13 protein-coding genes and 1 pseudogene are annotated in these 15,614 nt (G+C 52.5%); 2 read left to right on the forward strand and 12 right to left on the reverse strand.

All coding sequences use genetic code 11. From position 1 onward, the window contains the following. Nucleotides 1–4: 4 nt before the first annotated feature. Entirely contained in the window at nt 5–595 is a 591-nt protein-coding gene (gene caiE / locus A7098_RS08940) for a carnitine operon protein CaiE (RefSeq protein ID WP_085460304.1), read from the forward strand. A 118-nt stretch (nt 596–713) separates the two neighbouring features. On the opposite strand, the gene caiF is transcribed toward caiE, so the two are convergent. The 11 genes and pseudogenes from caiF to A7098_RS09000 form a co-directional block, all read right to left on the reverse strand. After that, complete coding sequence (caiF, locus tag A7098_RS08945; RefSeq protein ID WP_000333116.1) at nt 714–1,109, reverse strand: carnitine metabolism transcriptional regulator CaiF; 396 nt, start codon at nt 1,107–1,109, stop codon at nt 714–716. Nucleotides 1,110–1,369: 260 nt separating this feature from the next. Then, a complete protein-coding gene (carB, locus tag A7098_RS08955) occupies nt 1,370–4,591 on the reverse strand; it encodes a carbamoyl-phosphate synthase large subunit (protein WP_001126394.1) in 3,222 nt (1,073 codons plus the stop codon). A 17-nt stretch (nt 4,592–4,608) separates the two neighbouring features. Continuing rightward, nucleotides 4,609–5,757, reverse strand: a complete 1,149-nt coding sequence (gene carA, locus A7098_RS08960) for a glutamine-hydrolyzing carbamoyl-phosphate synthase small subunit (RefSeq protein WP_010345452.1) — start codon at nt 5,755–5,757, stop codon at nt 4,609–4,611. A gap of 456 nt (nt 5,758–6,213) precedes the next feature. Continuing rightward, nucleotides 6,214–7,035: a 4-hydroxy-tetrahydrodipicolinate reductase gene (gene dapB / locus A7098_RS08965; RefSeq protein ID WP_000543577.1), complete on the reverse strand. Its 822-nt coding sequence runs from the start codon at nt 7,033–7,035 to the stop codon at nt 6,214–6,216. Between the two features lie 166 nt (nt 7,036–7,201). Next, nucleotides 7,202–8,116, reverse strand: a complete 915-nt coding sequence (rihC, locus tag A7098_RS08970) for a ribonucleoside hydrolase RihC (protein WP_105280687.1) — start codon at nt 8,114–8,116, stop codon at nt 7,202–7,204. Nucleotides 8,117–8,181: 65 nt separating this feature from the next. Further along, entirely contained in the window at nt 8,182–9,132 is a 951-nt protein-coding gene (ispH, locus tag A7098_RS08975) for a 4-hydroxy-3-methylbut-2-enyl diphosphate reductase (protein WP_001166392.1), read from the reverse strand. Nucleotide 9,133: 1 nt separating this feature from the next. Continuing rightward, the gene (fkpB, locus tag A7098_RS08980) at nt 9,134–9,583 is read right to left on the reverse strand and encodes an FKBP-type peptidyl-prolyl cis-trans isomerase (RefSeq protein WP_000004655.1); all 450 of its coding nucleotides are present in this window, start codon (nt 9,581–9,583) and stop codon (nt 9,134–9,136) included. A gap of 106 nt (nt 9,584–9,689) precedes the next feature. After that, nucleotides 9,690–10,184, reverse strand: a complete 495-nt coding sequence (gene lspA, locus A7098_RS08985) for a signal peptidase II (RefSeq protein ID WP_000083378.1) — start codon at nt 10,182–10,184, stop codon at nt 9,690–9,692. Next, nucleotides 10,184–13,000: an isoleucine--tRNA ligase gene (gene ileS / locus A7098_RS08990; RefSeq protein ID WP_105280688.1), complete on the reverse strand. Its 2,817-nt coding sequence runs from the start codon at nt 12,998–13,000 to the stop codon at nt 10,184–10,186. The genes lspA and ileS overlap by 1 nt, the downstream gene beginning before the upstream one ends. A gap of 42 nt (nt 13,001–13,042) precedes the next feature. Continuing rightward, on the reverse strand, nt 13,043–13,984 hold the full coding sequence (gene ribF, locus A7098_RS08995; RefSeq protein WP_032224365.1) for a bifunctional riboflavin kinase/FAD synthetase: 942 nt from the start codon (nt 13,982–13,984) through the stop codon (nt 13,043–13,045). A 7-nt stretch (nt 13,985–13,991) separates the two neighbouring features. Then, nucleotides 13,992–14,209, reverse strand: a pseudogene (locus A7098_RS09000) (DUF2575 domain-containing protein). 102 nt (nt 14,210–14,311) lie between these two features. Here A7098_RS09000 and rpsT point away from each other — a divergent pair. Continuing rightward, a complete protein-coding gene (gene rpsT / locus A7098_RS09005; protein WP_001274021.1) occupies nt 14,312–14,575 on the forward strand; it encodes a 30S ribosomal protein S20 in 264 nt (87 codons plus the stop codon). 95 nt (nt 14,576–14,670) lie between these two features. Here the strand turns inward: rpsT and nhaR are convergent, their stop codons facing one another. Next, on the reverse strand, nt 14,671–15,576 hold the full coding sequence (nhaR, locus tag A7098_RS09010; protein WP_000062880.1) for a transcriptional activator NhaR: 906 nt from the start codon (nt 15,574–15,576) through the stop codon (nt 14,671–14,673). Nucleotides 15,577–15,614: the final 38 nt, after the last annotated feature.

Genomic DNA, 15,614 nt, shown 5'->3' on the forward strand with positions numbered 1-15,614 from the left:
AACCGTGAGCTATTACGCCTTTGAGGGATTAATTCCGGTGGTTCACCCGACGGCGTTTGTCCATCCCAGTGCGGTATTGATTGGCGATGTAATTGTGGGAGCCGGTGTCTACATCGGTCCCCTCGCCTCGCTGCGTGGTGATTACGGACGACTGATTGTGCAAGCGGGAGCCAATATTCAGGATGGCTGCATTATGCATGGCTACAGCGATACTGACACCATTGTCGGGGAAAACGGTCATATCGGTCATGGCGCGATCCTGCATGGCTGTGTGATCGGTCGTGATGCATTGGTCGGGATGAACAGCGTGATTATGGATGGCGCGGTCATTGGTGAAGAGAGCATTGTTGCCGCCATGAGCTTTGTCAAAGCAGGCTTTCGCGGCGAGAAACGCCAGTTGTTGATGGGCACGCCAGCCCGTGCCGTGCGCAGCGTCAGCGATGACGAGTTGCACTGGAAGCAATTGAATACCAAAGAGTATCAGGATCTTGTCGGGCGCTGCCATGCAGCGTTACATGAAACGCAACCGTTGAGGCAAATGGAGGAAAATCGTCCCCGTTTGCAGGGGACGACGGATGTGACGCCAAAGCGGTAACATCATCGGATGCGGCGTAAACGCCTTATCCGACCAACCAGGAGCGCAACCGTAGGCCGGATAAGATGCGCCAGCATCGCATCCGGCAACCAGGCCGCACGGTATCAACGAAATTAAATTAACGACGCATACTCTTCGACAACATCATCTGCCACTTCTGCTCACGGTTAAGTTCTGTGAGCGGGACGGCAGGAATACGCGGCGTCTTTCTTACGCCGACTAATTTTTCCCGGCTGTTATTGCGCAGGCGCGCGTAAATTTGCTCATCAATATCGACCACTTTAACCAGTCGCTGGCACTGACATCCCCGCCCTTCCAGCTTATTAGGGATCATCTTAACTTCGCAGCTTATTTCTGCGACTTCCGACAGAATATAAGTTAGGGTATTAATCGCCTTGCTGTGTTCAATATCGAAATGAATAGAGATCTCTCTTGCTATCACCCAGCGATTTTCAGCCATCATCCATTCGGCGATTAACAAATAGAGTGGTTTTTCAACATATCCTTCACACATACGAACTCCAGTTTCACAAATTAAAAGTCTGGCTATGACTCGTTTTGAAGCAATCAAACAAGGCCATATTAAAATTGTGGATATATCGATAGTATGCAACTTCCCTGTCAATAAGTGTGAGCTAAATCCTGCTTACATCATCAAAAATAGAGTTTCCCGGAAAGATTATCCTTACTGGTAAAAAAAACGGTTCTCATCAGAGAACCGTATTAGTTATTCGATCAAATTGGCGGATAAAAAATATCTGCCATGACACGCTATTATTTGATCTGCGCGTGCATTTCCTGTACCGAAATAACTTTTTCGGTCGCATCTGCATTCAGTGCCATCGCGGTAGCAAAACCGCCGTTCAGGGTGGTGTCGTAATGTACTTTATATTGCAGCGCGCTGCGACGAATCACGCGGGAGTCTTCAATCGCGCGACGACCTGACGTGGTGTTGATGATGTAGGTATATTCGCCATTCTTAATACGATCCTGAATGTGCGGACGACCTTCATGCACTTTGTTCACCAGACGTGGATTAATACCCGCTTCGCCCAGCACAATCGCCGTACCGTGGGTCGCATCCAGCTCGAAGCCCTGTTTCAGCAGTTTTGCCGCCAGATCAACCACGCGTTCTTTGTCGCCTTCACGCACGGAGAGCAGCGCACGACCGTGTTTCTTCATGGTGGAGTTACTACCCAGTTGCGCTTTAGCAAACGCTTCAGCGAAGGTGCGACCGACGCCCATCACTTCCCCGGTGGAGCGCATTTCTGGCCCTAACAGCGGGTCAACGCCGGGGAATTTGTTGAACGGCAGCACCACTTCTTTCACCGAGTAGTACGGCGGGATAACTTCTTTAGTTACGCCCTGCTCAGCCAGCGATTTCCCTGCCATCACGCGCGCCGCCACTTTTGCCAGCGGTACACCGGTGGCTTTGGAGACGAACGGAACGGTACGCGCCGCACGCGGGTTAACTTCAATCAGGTAGACTTCGTTGTTTTTCACTGCAAACTGCACGTTCATCAGACCGCGCACCTGCAATTCGAAGGCCAGTTTCTGCACCTGCTGGCGCATCACATCCTGAATTTCCTGGCTCAGTGTGTACGCAGGCAGAGAACACGCGGAGTCGCCGGAGTGCACGCCTGCCTGCTCGATGTGCTCCATGATGCCGCCAATCAGCACCATTTCGCCGTCGCAGATGGCGTCCACATCAACTTCTACCGCGTCATCAAGGAAATGATCCAGCAGCACCGGCGCATCGTTAGAGACACTCACCGCCGTCTGGAAGTAACGGCGCAGGTCGGCTTCATCGTAGACAATTTCCATCGCCCGACCGCCGAGAACGTAAGATGGGCGCACCACCAGCGGGTAGCCAATCTCTTTCGCCTTCTCAACCGCCATTTCAATAGCGGTAACGGTAGCGTTCGCCGGTTGTTTCAGTTTCAGACGGTCAACCGCGTGCTGGAAGCGTTCACGGTCTTCTGCACGGTCGATGGCATCCGGGCTGGTGCCGATAACCGGCACGCCAGCGGCTTCCAGTGCGCGCGCCAGTTTCAGCGGGGTCTGACCGCCGTACTGAACGATAACGCCTTTCGGCTTCTCAATACGCACGATTTCCAGCACATCTTCCAGAGTTACCGGCTCAAAGTAGAGACGGTCGGACGTGTCGTAGTCGGTAGAGACAGTTTCCGGGTTACAGTTAACCATAATGGTTTCGTAACCATCTTCACGCAGCGCCAGCGAGGCGTGTACGCAGCAGTAGTCGAATTCGATACCCTGACCGATACGGTTCGGGCCGCCGCCGAGCACCATGATTTTTTCACGGTCAGTAGACGGATTCGCTTCGCACTCTTCTTCATAGGTGGAGTACATATAAGCGGTGTCGGTAGCGAACTCTGCCGCACAGGTATCCACACGTTTGTAGACCGGATGCAAATCATACTGGTCGCGCAGCTTGCGGATTTCCGCTTCGCGCACGCCCGCCAGTTTTGCCAGACGCGCATCAGCAAAGCCTTTGCGTTTCAACTGGCGCAGGAAGTCAGCGTTCAGGCCTGTGATGCCCACTTCTGCCACTTTCTCTTCCAGACGCACCAGCTCTTCAATTTGCACCAGGAACCAGCGATCAATGTTGGTCAGGTTGAAAACGCCGTCTACAGACAAGCCCGCACGGAAGGCATCGGCGATGTACCAGATACGCTCTGCGCCAGCATCTTTCAGTTCGCGGCGGATTTTGGTCAGGGCTTCCGGGTCGTCGAGGCTCACTTTCGGGTCGAAGCCGGTCGCACCCACTTCCAGGCCGCGCAGGGCTTTTTGCAAGGACTCCTGCTGCGTGCGACCAATCGCCATCACTTCGCCAACCGATTTCATCTGAGTGGTCAGACGGTCGTTCGCACCGGCGAATTTCTCGAAGTTGAAGCGAGGAATTTTAGTGACCACGTAGTCGATGGATGGCTCGAAGGAGGCCGGAGTACGCCCGCCGGTGATGTCGTTCATCAGCTCGTCAAGGGTGTAACCCACCGCCAGTTTCGCCGCCACTTTGGCAATCGGGAAGCCGGTGGCTTTCGATGCCAGCGCCGAAGAACGCGACACACGCGGGTTCATTTCGATAACAATCAGGCGACCGTTTTTCGGGTTAACCGCAAACTGAACGTTGGAACCGCCAGTTTCAACGCCAATTTCACGCAGTACCGCCATCGAGGCGTTACGCATGATTTGATATTCTTTGTCGGTCAGCGTCTGGGCTGGCGCCACGGTGATGGAGTCACCGGTGTGGATGCCCATCGCATCGAAGTTTTCGATAGAGCAGACGATGATGCAGTTGTCGTTTTTATCACGCACCACTTCCATCTCGTACTCTTTCCAGCCGATCAGCGACTCATCAATCAGCAACTCTTTGGTCGGGGAGAGATCCAGACCACGGGCGCAAATTTCTTCAAACTCTTCGCGGTTATAGGCGATACCGCCACCACTACCGCCCATAGTAAAGCTAGGTCGAATGATGCACGGGAAGCCAACTTCAGCGGCAACCGCCAGCGCCTCTTCCATAGTATGTGCGATACCAGAACGCGCGGTTTCAAGGCCGATTTTCTTCATCGCCACGTCGAAACGGCGGCGGTCTTCTGCTTTATCAATCGCGTCGGCGGTAGCACCAATCATGGTCACACCGAACTCTTCCAGCACGCCCTGACGCTCAAGCTCAAGCGCACAGTTCAGCGCCGTCTGACCGCCCATCGTTGGCAGCACCGCATCCGGACGCTCTTTTTCAATAATCTTACGTACCACTTCCCAGTGAATCGGCTCGATGTAGGTCGCATCAGCCATTTCCGGGTCGGTCATGATGGTCGCCGGGTTGGAGTTCACCAGAATGACGCGGTAACCCTCTTCGCGAAGGGCTTTACATGCTTGCGCGCCAGAGTAGTCAAACTCACACGCCTGACCGATAACAATCGGGCCCGCACCCAGAATCAGGATACTTTTTATATCTGTACGTTTTGGCATGGCTCTTTTACTCCTGATTACTTAGCGGTTTTACGGTACTGCTCAATTAACTCGATAAAGTGGTCGAACAACGGCGCTGCGTCGTGTGGACCAGGGCTGGCTTCAGGGTGCCCCTGGAAGCTGAACGCCGGTTTATCGGTGCGATGAATCCCTTGTAACGTACCGTCGAACAGGGATTTATGTGTAACACGCAGGTTTGCAGGTAATGTTGCTTCGTCCACCGCAAAACCGTGGTTTTGCGCGGTGATCATCACCACATTTTTCTCAATATCTTTCACCGGATGGTTGCCGCCGTGGTGACCAAATTTCATTTTGATGGTCTTCGCCCCACTTGCCAGCGCCAGCAGCTGATGACCGAGGCAGATACCAAATACCGGGATGTCGGTTTCGAGGAATTTCTGGATGGCGGTAATGGCGTAATCGCACGGTGCCGGATCGCCAGGGCCGTTGGAGAGGAAGATACCGTCCGGATTCATTTTCAACACGTCTTCCGCAGAGGTTTGCGCCGGAACGATGGTCAGGCGACAGCCTCTGTCCACCAGCATCCGCAGGATGTTGCGCTTGGCACCGAAATCATAAGCCACGACGTGGAACGGCAGCTCGTCTTCTTTTTTCGCTTCTGGCAGGCCGCCGGTCAGCGTCCAACTCCCTTGTGTCCAGCTATAGGCTTCTGCGGTAGTCACTTCTTTTGCCAGATCCATACCATTGAGGCCAGGGAACGCGCGGGCTTTTTCTAATGCCAGCGCCGCATCCGGGTTGTCGCCCGCGATGATGCAGCCGTTCTGTGCGCCTTTCTCGCGCAGTAAACGCGTCAGCTTACGGGTATCGATATCGGCAATCGCTACGATGTTATGGCGCTTCAGGTAAGAAGAGAGGTCTTCGGTATTACGGAAGTTGCTGGCAATCAGCGGCAGGTCGCGAATCACCAGACCTTGTGCATGTACCTGAGAAGATTCTTCATCGGCGTCATTAGTGCCGACATTGCCAATATGGGGATAAGTAAGAGTAACGATTTGACGAGAATAGGAAGGATCAGTGAGGATTTCTTGATAACCGGTCATTGAAGTATTGAAAACGACTTCCCCAACCGCCGAACCTGTTGCCCCTATGGCCCGACCGTGAAACTGGGTTCCGTCTTCCAGAACCAATAGCGCTGACTTAATCAAAACACCCTCCAGAGAATATTCACTCACTTTATTTGCATATTAATTCACAATGATGCGATGAATCAATGCAAATCTGCTTACCGACGAATTTCTGGCAAACGGCGGCATTCTGGAGATATGGGCGCTAAAAGTCAACTCAATAGCGGGATTTATTATATAATTTTATGCCTCACACCTGTTTTACAGGCACTAACCGACAAAAACACAATCTAACAAGGTCTGGAAAACGCTTGCGCAGCGAGAAGAATGTGTAAACAAAGAACACGAAGAAAAAAAGTGGACCAGATGGTCAAAATTTACATTAAAACAACAAAAGCAGAAGACAAAACATGTAATTTTTAGCACTTGAATAAAATTCAAAAACATAACACCAAAAATAAAAGGGCTGAAAATTAAAGCCCTTTATAATCAATAAATTAAATGTGTTATTTTTGCTCCATTACAAATGTTTTGTGGTTACAATTTATTGAGATTAAGCACATCTCTCATATCAAAAAGACCACTTTCCTTGCCACTCAGCCACAATGCCGATCTTACTGCGCCGTTAGCAAATGTCATGCGGCTGGAAGCCTTATGAGTGATCTCCAGACGTTCGCCGATATCGGCAAACATGGCGGTATGTTCACCCACGATGTCTCCGGCACGTACAGTGGCAAAACCTATCGTTCCGGGAACGCGTTCACCGGTATGCCCTTCGCGGCTGTAAACGGCACAATCTTTCAGATCTTTATCCAACGCATGGGCAATCGCTTCCCCCATCGCCAGCGCAGTGCCTGACGGCGCATCGACTTTATGTCGATGATGCGCTTCGATAATTTCGATATCAGTGTAGTCACCCATGACCTGAGCCGCTTTCTCCAGCAACTTAAGCATGACGTTGACACCGACGCTAAAGTTGGCGGCAAAGACAATCGCAATATCTTTGGCAGCTTCACCAATCGCCTGTTTACCTGCGTCATCAAAACCCGTGGTGCCAATCACCATCCCTTTGCCATGTTGGCGGCAAAAAGCGAGATGGTTCAGCGTACCTTCCGGACGGGTAAAATCGATAAACACATCAAAATCATCTTTTACAACATCAAGGCTGCTTTGTACGATAACGCCGGTTTTTCCTGCTCCAGCCAGTTCGCCAGCATCGCTGCCCAGTAAAGAAGATCCTTCGCGTTCCAGCGCCGCGCCAAGCTGCACGCCCTCTAATGCCAGCGCCGCCTGAATCAACTGGCGGCCCATACGCCCCCCGGCTCCCGCGATGGCAACGCGGATGTTTGCATCATGCATAGCTATTCTCTTTTGTTAATTTGCATAGACCGTTTTCAGAGTAACCAGCGCATCGCTACGCCGCCAGCCAAAAACGCTGATAATTAGAAATTAATGATAAACAGGGAGGGATATCAGTGAAAGGCATGAGTCAGTGAATGACTACATGCCGATAACATGTGACAGGTTACGGCGCCAGCGCCAGCACCTCCGCCACCCACTGCTGGAAACCTTTCACGTCCAGATCCAGCGCAACCTGAACATTTGCCGGTTTATCCAGCCGACCGTCAATATCGACGACTGTCGTACCCGTAGTAAATTCACCTTGTGTTTCTACCGCCACAAAACACGGCTTGAGAGTGAACAAGTCCGGGCGAACCAGCCAGGCAATGGCACAGAGATCGTGCATTCGCAGGCCACTTTGCATACTGCCGCTGCGGTAGTGACTAAACAGTGCATGAAGCATTTTTCCGGTGCGATTCAATTCCGGTAGTGTGGTGAGATATTCGGGAGTGAGCATCGCCTGATTGGTGACGTCCAGGCCACACATCACAATCTCCAGTCCGCTCTGGAAGACCTGGGCCGCCGCTTCAGGATCAATCGCAATATTAAACTCGGCATTCGGCGTGAAATTGCCACGACCGGCAGAACCGCCCATGATCACCAGACGACGAATATGCGGTTTGCATTCCGGGCACTGTGAAAGCAATAGCGCGATATTCGTCAACGGCCCGATCGCCACCAGGGTAACGGGTTCAGGCGCGCACATTAGCGCATCACGAATCGCCAGAAACGCCGGTTTCTCCAGTGGTTTTCGATTGTGCTCAACGAAGTCATAACCATCCATGCCGGATTCGCCATGAACATAAGACGCATCACGCGGTGCGCGTACCAACGGTGTTGCCGCCCCCTGGGCGAGTGGGATATCCGCATCCCAGAAATGCAGCAATTGCAGCGCATTTCGGGTAGTTTTCTGCACCGATACATTGCCTCCGACAGTCGTCATCAATTGGAGATCGAGTTGTGGGGCAAAGATCGCGGCAGCAATCGCTGCGGCATCGTCGATACCAGGGTCGGTATCCAAAAAAATCGGCAAGCGCATGTTTTCTCCATAAAAAATGCCGGTAATAAGACCGGCATTTTCGCATAACTTAGGCTGCTAATGACTTAATCAACTTCACGAATATCGACACGCAGCTCTTTCGGCACTTCGAAAACAATGTTTTCTTCACGGCCTTCAAGCGAAATGGCTTCACCACCGCCAAGCTGCTGTAAACGTGCGACGACGTTCTGTACCAGAATATCCGGAGCTGATGCGCCCGCAGTCACACCGACACATTTCGCTTCTTTCACCCACTCTTCCTGGATATCTGCCGCATCGTCAATTAAAAACGCGCGTTTGCCCATACGCTGTGCCAGTTCCGCCAGACGGTTGGAGTTGGAGGAGTTTTTCGAACCGACCACCAATACAACTTCCGCCTGCTCTGCCAGGGCGCGAACCGCTTCCTGACGGTTGGTAGTGGCGTAACAAATGTCATCTTTGCGCGGCCCGACAATTTTCGGGAAGCGTTTACGCAGCGCGTCGATAACATCAGACGTGTCATCCACCGACAGCGTGGTTTGGGTCATAAAGGAGAGTTTCTCTTCGTTTTTGACCGTGAGCTTCCACACATCGTCCGGCGATTCGACCAGATACATTCCCCCTTCCGGGTTGCTGTACTGCCCCATCGTACCTTCCACTTCCGGGTGCCCGGCGTGGCCGATGAGAATAGACTCTTCGCCACGACGACTGGCGCGGGCGACTTCCATATGCACTTTGGTCACCAGCGGACAGGTGGCGTCGAATACCGTCAAATCACGGCTTTTCGCTTCGTTACGTACGGCCTGAGAAACGCCATGCGCAGAGAAAATCAGGATCGCGCCGTCCGGCACTTCGCTGATCTGCTCAATAAAGATAGCCCCACGCTCGCGCAGGCTATCGACCACGTAGCGGTTATGCACCACTTCGTGGCGGACATAAATCGGTGCGCCGTAAATGGCCAGCGCGTTTTCAACAATGCTGATAGCGCGGTCTACCCCGGCACAAAAACCACGCGGGTTGGCCAACAGGATCTGCATGTTACGCCTCCAGTGCCGGATCGATTTCCAGCACTTCAATATCAAAATGAACGGTCTGCCCGGCCAGCGGATGGTTGAAATCAACGGTAATGGAGTCGCCGTTAATTTCGCGGATCACGCCAGGCATCTCACTGCCATCCATTGCGGTAAAAAGCATTATTGCGCCAATTTCTGGCTCGCCTGCATCCATAAACTCACGGCGGGAGAAGTACTGAATCAGGTCTGGTGACGGCACGCCAAACGCCGCATCTGGCTCCAGCGAGAAGGTGGTTTTATCGCCCACTTTCAGCCCCAGCAGATGTTGCTCCAGCCCTTCGGAAAGAGAAGCATCACCCAGGCGGAACAGCGCCGGTTTACCGTTGTTGCGGGTAGACTCGGCGGTAGTGCCATCGTCGAGTTTTAGCGTGAAGTGCACCAGGACGGCGCTATTGCTCTGTACAGATTCAGACATGCAGGTTTGCTCTTGTATTTGAGGATTTTTGCCGGATGCGGCCTACGATTTCGCAGCAATCGGTAGGCCGGATAAGATGCGTCAGCATCGCATCCGGCAGGGTTTATTATTGCTTTTTCGCTTTAGAAGGTAAAAAACCTTCCAGCACAATCAATGCCGCACCGACACAGATTGCGCTATCGGCGAGGTTGAAGGTGGCGAAATGCCAGTCGCCGACGTAGAAGTCGATCATATCGACCACAAAGCCGTGCCACAGACGGTCGAACAGGTTGCCCAGTGCGCCGCCAATAATCAGCGCGTAAGCGATATTGTTTAGCTTTTGCGTAGCCTTCGAGCGATACATCATCACCGTCAGGATCACACTAATACCAATCGCAATACCGGCAAAAAACCAACGCTGCCAGCCGCCGCTATCGGCAAGGAAACTAAACGCCGCGCCATAGTTACGCGCATAATGCAGATTAAGCGACGGGAACAGCGGAACCGTATCCCCCAGAGCAAAGTTCTGGAGGATCAGATATTTGCTGCCCAGATCGATAATCAGCACGACTACCACCAGCCACAGCCAGCGTAGCCCTGTTGAACAGATCGATTGACTCATCAAGCAAACTTACGTTTTTCACCGTCGCCGGCGACGTTGCTGACACAGCGGCCGCAGATTTCTGCGTGTTCCGCCACCTTGCCGACATCCTGGGTGTAGTGCCAGCAGCGTGGGCACTTATCACCTTCGGCTTTACTCAACGCGACTTTCAGCCCTTTGAGTACTTCGCTCTGCTGCGCATCAGCAGGTGCGTCGTTATAGTCTGCAACGGCAGCGCCAGAGGTCAACAGGACAAATCGTAATTCATCACCCAGCGCGGTCAGTTTCGCCGCCAGTTCGGGTTCCGCGTACAGGGTCACTGCCGCTTCCAGAGAACCGCCGACTTTCTTATCCGCACGAGCCTGCTCGATGACTTTGTTCACTTCGCCACGCACTTTCAGCAGCTCGTCCCAGAATGCATCGTTCATCGCTTCGCTGTCTGCCAGACCAAACAGGCCTTCGTACCACTCACCGGTGAAGACATATTTTTCACGCTCGCCCGGCAGGTAGCCCCACACTTCATCAGCGGTGAAGGAGAGGATCGGCGCCATCCAGCGAACCAGCGCTTCTGCGATGTGATACAGCGCAGTCTGGCAGCTACGACGCGCCACGCTGTCCGCTTTAGCGGTGTACTGACGGTCTTTGATGATGTCGAGGTAGAAAGAGCCCATCTCAACGGAGCAGAAGCGCATCAGGCGCTGTACCACTTCGTGGAAATCGTATGCTTCGTAAGCCTTGAGGATGTCTTCCTGAGCCGCTTTCGCACAACCCACGGCCCATCTGTCCAGTACCACCATCTCTTCCGGTTTCACCATATCTTTTGCTGGATCGAAACCATTGAGGTTTGCCAGCAGGAAGCGCGCGGTGTTACGGATACGACGATAGCTGTCAGCAGCACGTTTCAGGATCTCGTCAGAAACAGCCATTTCGCCGGTGTAGTCGGTTGATGCCACCCACAGACGCAGAATATCCGCGCCAAGTTTGTTCATCACATCCTGCGGCGAAACGGTGTTGCCGATGGATTTAGACATCTTGCGACCCTGACCATCCACGGTAAAGCCGTGAGTCAGTACCTGACGATACGGCGCTTTGCCTTTCATCGCAGTGGAGATCATCAGGGAAGACATGAACCAACCACGGTGTTGGTCAGAACCTTCCAGATACATGTCCGCAGCGTGGCCGGCAAATTCCGGACGCACGTCAACAACGGAAGAGTGGGTAGATCCAGAGTCAAACCACACATCCAGCGTATCAGGCACTTTCACGTACTGGTCAGCTTCGTCGCCGAGGATCTCTTTCGCATCAAGATCCCACCACGCCTGAATGCCATCAACTTCAACGCGTTTTGCCACTTCTTCCATCAGTTCGAGAGTACGCGGATGCAGCTCTTCAGTGTCTTTGTGCACGAACAGTGACATCGGTACGCCCCAGGTACGCTGACGGGAGATACACCAGTCAGGACGGTTAGCGACCATCGACTCGATACGCGCCTGACCCCAGTCCGGGATCCACTGCACGCCTTTGATCTCTTTCAGTGACTGCGCACGCAGACCTTTCTGATCCATGCTGACGAACCACTGCGGCGTCGCGCGGAAGATGATCGGCGTTTTGTGACGCCAGCAGCACGGATAGCTATGCTGCATTTTCTCAACGTGCAGCAGCGCGCCTTTTTCCTGCAACAGCGCAACGACGATGTCGTTCGCTTTGAAGACGTTCACACCATCCAGCGTCGGGTAAGTACCCGGCAGATAAGTGCCGTCCGGACCAACCGGGTTAGCGGTTTCCAGGCCGTATTTCTGACCAATCACATAGTCGTCCGGGCCGTGGCCAGGCGCGGTGTGAACAGCACCAGTACCGGCATCCAGGGTAACGTGATCGCCAAGGATTGCGGGAACGTCGAAGCCCATAAACGGATGAGTAAAGCGCAGCAGCTCAAGCTCTGCACCTTTCACCGTGCCGAGAATGGTGTAATCGGTAACGCCGATACGTTGCATTACGCTTTCAACCAGATCTTTCGCCAGAATCACGGCCTGACCGTCGATCTGCACCAGCGCATAGTCGAAATCCGGTGCAATAGAGATTGCGCGGTTCGCAGGCAGAGTCCACGGCGTAGTCGTCCAGATAACCAGCGAGATTGGGCCGTTAACGTTGCTGACGCCAAATTTCGCTTTCAGCGCATCCTGATCGACTGCCTGGAAAGCAACGTCGATGGACGGAGAGGTTTTGTCGTAATACTCAACTTCCGCTTCAGCCAGCGCAGAACGGCAGTCAACGCACCAGTGTACCGGCTTCGCACCTTTGTGCAGGTGACCGTTGCCGATGATTTTACCCAGCGCGCGGATGATATTGGCTTCAGTTTTGAAGTCCATGGTCAGGTACGGGTGTGACCAGTCGCCCAGCACGCCCAGACGAATAAAGTCTTTGCGCTGACCGTCAACCTGGGTCGCAGCGTATTCGCGGCACTTGGCGCGGAACTCGGCGGCGGTGAATTTCTCACCCGGCTTACCGTATTCTTGCTCTACTTTTAGCTCGATTGGCAGACCGTGGCAGTCCCAACCTGGCACATACGGCGAGTCATAACCGGAAAGCCCTTTGGACTTGATGATTATGTCTTTCAGAATCTTGTTAACCGAGTGACCAATATGAATGCTGCCATTCGCATATGGAGGGCCATCATGCAGAATGAAGGTTTTTTTGCCTTTTTTAGCCGCACGAATGATGCCGTACAGGTCATCATCAGTCCAACGCGCCAGCATTCCCGGTTCGCGTTTGGCAAGATCGCCACGCATCGGGAACCCTGTTTCCGGCAAATTCAGGGTTGATTTATAGTCACTCATCAGATTCTCGGTTCCGTATTTCGGTTTGATTACATAACAGGCTTAAGCCGGTTTTGTTAGCCCAAAAAATTCGCGGGCGGTTAATTCATCACGCGCAATCTGCGCTTTCAGTTCGTCCAGCGACGCAAATCGCTGCTCACTGCGTATTTTTTTACGCAACACTACTTGTATATGGCGACCGTACAGGTCCATTGCAACATCTAACAAATGCACTTCCAGCTGCTGGCGAATACCGGCAACCGTAGGGCGTGTTCCGATGTTTGCAACGCCGGGTAACGGCTTTTCACCGAGGCCCAGCACTTCCACCGCATAAACCCCTTTCACCGGGGAGACCTGACGGCGTAGCGGTACATTCGCCGTCGGGAAACCAATAGTGCGCCCTAACTCATCACCGTGGACAACGCGCCCGGAGATGGCAAACGGGTGCCCCAGTAAACTTTCCGCCAGAGCAAGGTTGTCATCTGCCAATGCCTGACGCACAGCGGTACTGCTGATACGCACGCCGCCTTCGCAAAAAGTTTGCGTACTGGTGATGTCGAAGCCGTATTCCGCGCCCGCTTTCTGTAATAACAAGAAATCACCTTCACGACCAGCGCCAAAGCGGAAATCATCACCAACAGCCAGAAATTTTACCCGCAAATGCTTCACCAGAAGATCGCTGATGAAATTTTGCGCGGTTAACGCCGCGAAACGTCTGTCGAAACGCACGCACAGCACGTAATCAACGCCACACTCTGCAAGGTAACGCAGCTTTTCCCGCAGTCGGGTCAGACGTGCCGGGGCTTTGTCGGTAGCAAACAGTTCCAGCGGTTGAGGCTCAAAAATCATCACCATCACCGGTAAGTTGCGCTTGCGCCCTTCTTCCTGCAACCCTTGCAACAGCGCGCGATGACCACGATGCACGCCGTCGAAATTACCAATAGTCAGCACACACCCTTCTTGCGGGGCCTGGCTGAGATTATGTATGCCGCGTATCAGCTTCATGTCTGGCTCAAAACAGTGAAAATCGTCCGAGTATACCTTGTACAGCGGTCAAGGTTAACCGGCGATTGAGTACTGAAATCAGAAAGAAGTGGCTTTTCATTGCCATGGCGCAAATCACGGTAAGAAACTAACGACCTGCTGCAATTTTATCGCGGAAAAGCTGTATTCACACCACGCAAGCTGGTAGAATCCTGCGCCATCACTACGTAACGAGCGCCGCCATATTAACGGCGCTTATTTGCACAAATCCATTGACAAAAGAAGGCTAAAAGGGCATATTCCTCGGCCTTTGAATTGTCCATATAGAACACATTTGGGAGTTGGACCTTGGCTAATATCAAATCAGCTAAGAAGCGCGCCATTCAGTCTGAAAAGGCTCGTAAGCACAACGCAAGCCGTCGCTCTATGATGCGTACTTTCATCAAGAAAGTATACGCAGCTATCGAAGCTGGCGACAAAGCTGCTGCACAGAAAGCATTTAACGAAATGCAACCGATCGTGGACCGTCAGGCTGCTAAAGGTCTGATCCACAAAAACAAAGCTGCACGTCATAAGGCTAACCTGACTGCACAGATCAACAAACTGGCTTAATCGCCTTTTGTTGTCAGCTTTGTAAAAAAACCCGCGTAAGCGGGTTTTTTTATGTCTCCAGCAGGCCAAAACTGCAGCCTGCAAAGTACGAATAGTTATTTCGCGGCTGGCGTAAACAGCGCAGAGTAATCGGCATTGCAAATACGCTGTACCGCAGGGTGTTGAATCATCCTTTCGGCAAAAATCGCATGGTACTCTTCCATGACGTTCTCAACTCGCCCTATCTCCACAACCGAGTTATCATTATAAAAATCATTGGCATACAGCGAAGGCGCAACGAAAATAGCGTTATGCGTCGCCCCAAAGGCTTTCATCAACGCCGCATCATCAAACTCCCCCAGAATTTCAACGTTTAAGCCCTGAGAGTTAAACCAGTTTAATAGCTTGCGTCCCAACATTGAGCGACGCCCCGGAATAAGTAAGCGACGCTCTTCCAGACAGGCAGGAAACGGCTTTTCCGGCAGCGGGTTAGTGCACCAGAAACTGACGCCACACTCACCAATTTTCATGGAAAACAGCCCTTCCTGTTGGGTGGAGTCTATCGGACAGTCAGAGATGATCATATCCAGCTTATGCTGACTCAACTGCTCTAACAGCATCTCGTGCGTCGATTCGAAACAGCGTAGATGGATCTGCTCGTCTTCTACAACTGCGGCATCCAGAACACTGCTGACCAGGCGTTTGGAAAGGGCATCTGCCACACCAACATCAAACAATAAGTTGGACTCTTTGCGATAGTTGACGATATCCAGCATTTCCTGGCTTAACGTGAACATTTTATCGGCATAGCGATAGACCAGTTCCCCCAGTTCACTGGGTTCCAGACCGCGTCCTTTACGCTTAAATAATTTCCCTTGCAGGCGCTCTTCCAGCGCCCGGATCTGTCCGGTAATGGTTTGTGGTGTTAAATAAAGCGCCTCCGCTGCGCCAACCACAGAGCCTTCTTTGTAGACATGCCAGAAGTAATACAAGTGGTTGTAATTGATATGAGACATGCTCATTTCTCTCCCTGATAAGAATGAAAAGGGAGCCATTTATG

This window comes from Escherichia sp. MOD1-EC7011, from assembly GCF_002965005.1.
Classification (GTDB): Bacteria; Pseudomonadota; Gammaproteobacteria; order Enterobacterales; family Enterobacteriaceae; genus Escherichia; species Escherichia ruysiae.